A 6561-nucleotide genomic window follows, 5' to 3' on the forward strand; every position below is an offset into this window, starting at 1 on the left:
CAGGACAAGCAATATGATTATCCTTGATGTATTGCATCATTTCATCATTTGACCAACCTTCAGGGTTCACTTCCCCTTTAGAGAATTCTTCGATTAAATGATCTGCACGATGACGTGTTTTGCATTTTCTACAATCCATTAAAGGATCACTAAATCCAGTTAAATGCCCTGTAGCTTCCCATACTTTTGGATTCATTAAGATTGCAGATTGAATCCCTACATTATAAGGACTCTCTTGAATAAATTTTTTCCACCAAGCTTGTTTAATGTTTCTTTTTAACTCTGCCCCTAACGGACCAAAATCCCATGTATTACTTAAACCGCCATAAATTTCAGAGCCTTGAAATACAAACCCTGAATTCTTCGCGTGATTTACTATTTTTTCAAATGTTTTTTCAGCCATATTTTCTCCTCTTTAGACATTTTATTCTAATGTATAATATACCATATTTAAAGGGTTTCAGTCAATTTAAGTCCTACTTAAGTTTTTATTTGAAATCAAGTTTTTAATAATGATTCCAACCAAACAACCTACGACAAATCCTAAAAAGTGAATCATCGCAAATATAATTGCGGACAAGTTATAAAAAATGAACATTGTCGGTATAAACAAAACACCAACAATAACGGGATAAAACCAATGCGGTTGATTCATCATTGTATACGAAACCCCTAAAACAATTGTAATGGCAGGCATTACTACTAACATTAGAATTGTTTCATTAGCGTTCCCACGAAAAAGGAATGGTAACAAATAAAAGTTAAGACATACCCCTATGAAATTGATCAGTAATGCTTTATTTTTCATTTTTTACCTCCACTATTTCTTTAAGAAACTTCCACGCTGTTGAATCAATACCACTGTGTACATGTAAAAATTCAAACATCGCCGCACAATCATTGAAAGACCATGGACCATAGTTTTTCAATATATCATAATTTTCTATACCCGCTTTATTAATCAAACGGAAACGTTTTAAATCCATTTGAGTTTCGTTATTATTACTTATTTCACTCAAACAATCACTACAAATAAATCCACCCTCTTCAATACTTATGCGATTCACTTTCGTATTTCCACACAATACACATTCATCAACGACAGGTGGTATACCTAAATAATTTAACATTTGTGCTAAGAACAAACAAAGTATTAGCGCATGTTCCTTCTCTTGATTAAGTTTATCTAAACAAAATACTAACAAATCAAAATAGGCATCATTTACATCCTCATCCAAAACGCCTTGAGGTAAGCTTTTATCCACAATCTCACTAAAGATTGCTGCAATATTCATCTTTTCTAAATTTTCTTGTAAAAACCGATTAGATGTTTTGATCGATGCATTTTTGATTGTAAACATGGACTTATCTTCTACATAATCAAACACAAATTCACTGAGCACATAAGGCATGCATGATGTCGCAGACTTGCTAGTCATTTTCTTCACCCCTCTTGCAGTGAACGTAAGTTTACCATATTCTTTTGTTAAAACGGTCAAAAGAGCATCATTTTCACGATACTCTGATTCTTTTAACACAAGTCCTAAAACTTTATCATTCATCATCAACCTCGATTTGAATATAACCTAGCTGTTGAAGTTTGCTTTTGCGATTACGCCAATCTTTTTCAACACGGACAAAACATTCAAGATAAATACTTTCTCCCAATATGCCTTCAATATCTTTACGCGCTTGAGTACCAATTTCTTTAATCATTGAACCTTGCTTACCAATGATAATTCCTTTTTGGCTACTTCTTTCCACAAGGATCATTGCATTTATCAACAGTTTTCCTTTTTTACGACCCATTCTTTCAATTACAACTGCTACTGAATGAGGAATCTCTTCTTCAGTTAGAAGTAAGACTTTCTCACGAATTAATTCTGAAATAATGAACTGTTCTGGATAATCACAAATTTGATCTTCAGGATAATATTGAATACCATCTTCCATATACGTCTTTGTGATTGTTATCAATTCTCCAAGATTTGTATTTTCTTTAGCTGAAATCGGAAATATTTCCGCAAAGTCATGACGTTTTGACCATTCGATTAATAAATCCATGATTTTATCACGGCTTAACAAATCAATTTTGTTTAATATCAAGAAAACAGGTATTTTCTTTTCTTTCAACGCACTTAATACAAATTCATCTCCTGTACCAAAAGGTACACTCGCATCTACCAACAAATAAATACAATCCACTCCACTTGCAGCTGCAAAAGCTTCTTTGTTCATTTGTGCGCCCAACTCGTGATGAGGTTTATGAATACCTGGTGTATCCACAAATATTAACTGTGAATCTTCATCTGTACGAATGCCGCGTATTTGATTTCGCGTAGTTTGTGGCTTTGGAGAAATAATAGCTACCTTTTGTTGAAGTAGTGCATTTAATAATGTACTCTTTCCCGCATTTGGTCTTCCTACTAAAGCAATAAACCCTGATTTCATTGTAAATCCTCAGAAGTAAATTGCATTGGCAATAACTCCCGAATCGTTTTAATTTCAGTGTCTTGACCATTCGAAAGAATAATTGGTGTATCTTGATTCAATAATTCAGATAACACTTGTCTGCATATTCCGCAAGGTGCCGCAATACGACCACCATCAGTTACAATTGCAATTGCTTCAATATCATCTTTACGATAACCATAAGAGTAGGCACCAAAGATTGCACTACGTTCTCCACAGTTTGCAGCACCATATGCTGCATTTTCAATATTCGCTCCTTTAAATGTTTTACCATCTTTACACAAAACACATGCCCCTACATGATAATTCGAATAAGGTGCATACGCATTCTTCATTGCTTCAAAAGCTTCATCTAATACATTTTGATATTCCATAATCTTACCCTCCAATATGGTTTAGTACCATCATAATTCCGATTATTAACGCAATTGTCGCAGAAAACAAAACAGCTCCTGCCGACATATCTTTAATTGATTTAATTCTTGGATCAATATCGGGTGAACAAAAATCACAAATCTTTTCAATACAGGTATTAATCATTTCTGCAGTGATGACTAACCCACAACATAGCCCTAAGATAAGCCACTCCACAAAAGAGAAGTTTAACACAAACGCTACCACCAATGCACAAATCATAAGTAGAAATTGAATCATAACGTTTTTATCTGCTAACGCTTCTGCAAGTCCTGAAAAAGCCACCTTGAATTTATTCATCGTGGAACCACCGGATCAAGAATCTTGTTTTGCAAATCAAACATTTTCTTTTCCTCTTTTTTATTCATGTGATCATAACCTAAACAATGTAGTAATCCATGAATAAACAAGAAGCAAAATTCTCTTTCTTCACTATGTCCATAAGATGCTGCTTGTTCAATAACCGCATCAACATTTATGAATACATCACCAAGTTCTTTAACATCACTCACTAAATCATATTCATCATCACTATCACATATCGCAAAACTAATGACATCCGTAGGACGATCAATTTGACGATACATTAAATTGATTTCATGAATTTTCTTGGTCTTAACTAAAATAACAGAAATAGAAACCTCTTCTTTTATCTTTAGTGTTTCTATAGTTTTTTTAGCTAATTCTTCTAAGCGAGGATAATATTGTTTCCAAGCTGTACTTTTTGTTTTATTAATTATAGTTGTTATCATATTTATAACCTCACCTAAGTATTATATCACTCAAATGCCTTTCATAGCATATCGGTCAATAATTTTTTGAACCAAAGGATGTCGAACAACATCATCACTTGTTAAGTATAATATTTTAATCTCATCGATTCCATCTAATAGTTTAGCTGAATCGACTAATCCCGATATCATGCCACGATGCAAATCAATTTGTGTGATATCACCTGTTATTATCATTTTCGAATTAAATCCCAAACGTGTCAAAAACATTTTCATTTGAGATGCTGTTGTATTTTGTGCTTCATCCAGAATAACAAAAGCATCCTCTAATGTACGTCCACGCATGTACGCTAACGGCGCAATTTCTATCGTACCCTTCTCTATATACTTTTCTGTTTGCTCAGCTCCTAGCATCGCATGTAAGGCATCATATAAAGGAGTTAAATATGGATCTACCTTTTCTTTTAGGTCTCCAGGCAAAAATCCTAAACTTTCACCCGCTTCCACCGCTGGTCTTGTTAAGACGATTCGCTTTACCTCACCTTTTTTTAACATGCTTACAGCTTCAATCACAGCTAAATACGTTTTCCCTGTACCCGCTGGTCCTATCGCAAAAACAATATCATATTTCTCAATTGCTTCAATAAAACGATATTGTCCTATTGTTTTAGGTGCAATCATTTTTCCTGATAATGTTTTCCCAATTACTTTCTTATGTAAATCAATCCAAGTTTCAGTTTCATTTTTACTTATTAAACGATAAGCATACAAAACATCTCTCTCTGAGATTTCTTGATTCTTTTTCACTACTTGTATCAATGCATTTAATACTTCCGATATTTTAGCTAATGTATTATTATCACAATCATTAATAATGAAAGAATGATTTCGAAATACAATTTCTTTATCAAAGCACTTTGATAAGACTTCCAAATTTCGATCTTGTGGACCTACTAATTTAGTCGCTTCATCCGCTGTTAATTCATCAACACTTACAATTTTTTCATTTGTCAAAGGAAAATCCCCCTTATGTAACTATTTTACCAAAATTTGTACCTAAAATCATTCATCCTTATAAAATAACTATAAATTTAGTATTTTTTAAATGAAAAACTTATAATAGCCTTGATTTAACTCATAAAAAGTGGTATTTAGTAGTTATCAAAGGGAAGAGTGATGATATGAATAATAGAAAAAAGAAAGGGTTCACGTTAATTGAACTCATTGTAGTTATCGCAATATTAGCAGTACTTGGCCTACTCATTGTCCCACAAATTTCAGGTTACATTGATGCTACACAAGCGACAACTTGTCAAAATAATAGAAAACTTGTTGAACGTGCCATTACCGTAGCAGAAGCTAAATCAGGGAAAACTGAAACATTCACAACTCCTGAACAAGTAGCGGCTATAAAAGATAGTCTCTATGATGGTGGTAAGATTTGTCCTAAAGAAGGTACAATTACAATTACTGGTCATAAAGTAACATGTTCAATACATAAAGATGAAACTGGTGGTACAACTGGAAAATACCCTAACCCAGGCTCACTGTTAGAGGATAAATACAAAGATGATATTTCAAAAGCCACGGATTTTAGTAACGTTAACACTACATATAAATATGGTGATATCGTTAAAAGCAATGGGAAACTTTGGGTTTACATAGATCAAAAACCAAGTGGAAGTGCCGCTCCTGGTAACCCTATGGGTATAAGTCCTTGGAAAGAAATCAGCAATAATTTTAGTAGTCTAAGTCGCTATGAAAAAGGAGATATCGTCATGAGCAATGGCAAATATTATATTTGCGAAAATGCTAATAGTAGATACTTAAATTCTATTGATGCAACTAATGGTGACTCACAAAAATATTTTAAAGAAATTGATTTCGATAATAACACTTGGGATTACAAAAAATAGTAACTCACTTGCACCACAAACCTCCTTGTTCTAAAATGAATAAGGAGGTTTTATTATGAAATTATCTGGATTCGAGAAGTTATCAAACACACGCGACTTAGGTGGCATAATGACAAATGATGGTAAAACCATAAAATATAAAAAGCTTATACGCAGTGGTCGACTCTATTTCGCTTCTGAATATGATAGGAACAAATTACTCAATGACTATTCACTAAAAAGAATACTTGATTTTAGAAATGATAATGAAATACTAAAAACACCCGATCCTACTTTACAAGGCGTTGAATATATTCGCTGCCCCATCCTAAAAGAACATACGCAAGTAATCACCAAAGAAAAGAATATACACGAAGTTGATTTTGAATACATGAAACATATTATTGAACTCATGGACTTCAATGTTGAGCAATCAACAATAGAGGAATATCCTCAACTACTTCAAGATGAACATTCAATTCTAGGGTACAAAAAATTCATCGATATATTACTCGATGATGTTCATGGTTCTACCTTATATCATTGTAGTGCAGGTAAAGATCGTGTTGGTGTAGGAACATTGTTAATTCTTGGTTTACTTGGTGTTAGTGATGAAATCATCATAGATGATTATCTTAAAACAAATTATTACTTATCCGAAAGATTAAACTATTATACACAAAAAGCTACTGAACAAAATCTTGATAAGAAATATATCGAACAGTTCTCATCTTTATGTTGTGTAAAGGAAAGCTATATCCAAGCAGTATTGAATAATATCCACGCAAACTACGGAACTATAGAATATTACGCAAAGATTTGTTTAGGTATTACACAAGAAGACATAGAGAAATTAAAACAACTCTATTTAGAATAAGAGAAATCTTATTCTTTTTTTTCGCATAAAAAAATAAGGAATTTCTTCCTTATTTTGAGCGACGTGCTTTTCTTGCAGCTTCCGATTTTAATTTACGACGGACGCCTGGTTTTACATAAAACTCTCTTTTGCGAGCCTCAGCAAGGGTTCCGTTGCGAGAAACTTGACGTTT

Annotated in this window: 10 protein-coding genes and 1 pseudogene; 2 read left to right on the forward strand and 9 right to left on the reverse strand. The window is 33.2% G+C overall.

Features of this window, described 5'->3' with window-relative positions; genetic code table 11:
• The 8 genes and pseudogenes from RR643_RS10870 to RR643_RS10905 form a co-directional block, all read right to left on the reverse strand.
• Positions 1-403: pseudogene (locus tag RR643_RS10870) on the reverse strand (glycine--tRNA ligase); the annotation flags it as partial.
• A gap of 66 nt (positions 404-469) precedes the next feature.
• The gene (locus tag RR643_RS10875) at positions 470-808 is read right to left on the reverse strand and encodes a hypothetical protein (RefSeq protein ID WP_332472645.1); all 339 of its coding nucleotides are present in this window, start codon (positions 806-808) and stop codon (positions 470-472) included.
• The gene (gene recO, locus RR643_RS10880) at positions 798-1562 is read right to left on the reverse strand and encodes a DNA repair protein RecO (RefSeq protein WP_332483221.1); all 765 of its coding nucleotides are present in this window, start codon (positions 1560-1562) and stop codon (positions 798-800) included. The genes RR643_RS10875 and recO overlap by 11 nt, the downstream gene beginning before the upstream one ends.
• Positions 1555-2451, reverse strand: a complete 897-nt coding sequence (era, locus tag RR643_RS10885) for a GTPase Era (RefSeq protein ID WP_332470048.1) — start codon at positions 2449-2451, stop codon at positions 1555-1557. The genes recO and era overlap by 8 nt, the downstream gene beginning before the upstream one ends.
• The gene (gene cdd, locus RR643_RS10890; RefSeq protein ID WP_332470049.1) at positions 2448-2846 is read right to left on the reverse strand and encodes a cytidine deaminase; all 399 of its coding nucleotides are present in this window, start codon (positions 2844-2846) and stop codon (positions 2448-2450) included. The genes era and cdd overlap by 4 nt, the downstream gene beginning before the upstream one ends.
• Positions 2847-2850: 4 nt before the next feature.
• On the reverse strand, positions 2851-3186 hold the full coding sequence (locus tag RR643_RS10895) for a diacylglycerol kinase family protein (RefSeq protein ID WP_332470050.1): 336 nt from the start codon (positions 3184-3186) through the stop codon (positions 2851-2853).
• Positions 3183-3638 (reverse strand): rRNA maturation RNase YbeY, encoded by a 456-nt coding sequence (gene ybeY, locus RR643_RS10900; protein WP_332483222.1) that lies wholly within the window; start codon positions 3636-3638, stop codon positions 3183-3185. Before ybeY ends, RR643_RS10895 begins: the two co-directional genes overlap by 4 nt.
• Before the next feature lie 30 nt (positions 3639-3668).
• The gene (locus RR643_RS10905; RefSeq protein WP_332483223.1) at positions 3669-4631 is read right to left on the reverse strand and encodes a PhoH family protein; all 963 of its coding nucleotides are present in this window, start codon (positions 4629-4631) and stop codon (positions 3669-3671) included.
• Positions 4632-4798: 167 nt separating this feature from the next.
• Between RR643_RS10905 and RR643_RS10910 the strand changes: the two genes are divergently transcribed.
• Complete coding sequence (locus RR643_RS10910) at positions 4799-5533, forward strand: competence type IV pilus major pilin ComGC (protein WP_332483224.1); 735 nt, start codon at positions 4799-4801, stop codon at positions 5531-5533.
• A gap of 55 nt (positions 5534-5588) precedes the next feature.
• The gene (locus tag RR643_RS10915) at positions 5589-6389 is read left to right on the forward strand and encodes a tyrosine-protein phosphatase (protein WP_332483225.1); all 801 of its coding nucleotides are present in this window, start codon (positions 5589-5591) and stop codon (positions 6387-6389) included.
• Positions 6390-6438: 49 nt separating this feature from the next.
• On the opposite strand, the gene rpsU is transcribed toward RR643_RS10915, so the two are convergent.
• The coding region (rpsU, locus tag RR643_RS10920) for a 30S ribosomal protein S21 (RefSeq protein WP_332483226.1) at positions 6439-6561 on the reverse strand (123 nt) is incomplete at its 5' end.

It is taken from the genome of Anaerorhabdus sp. (assembly GCF_036637135.1).
Lineage (GTDB): Bacteria > Bacillota_I > Bacilli_A > Erysipelotrichales > Erysipelotrichaceae > Anaerorhabdus.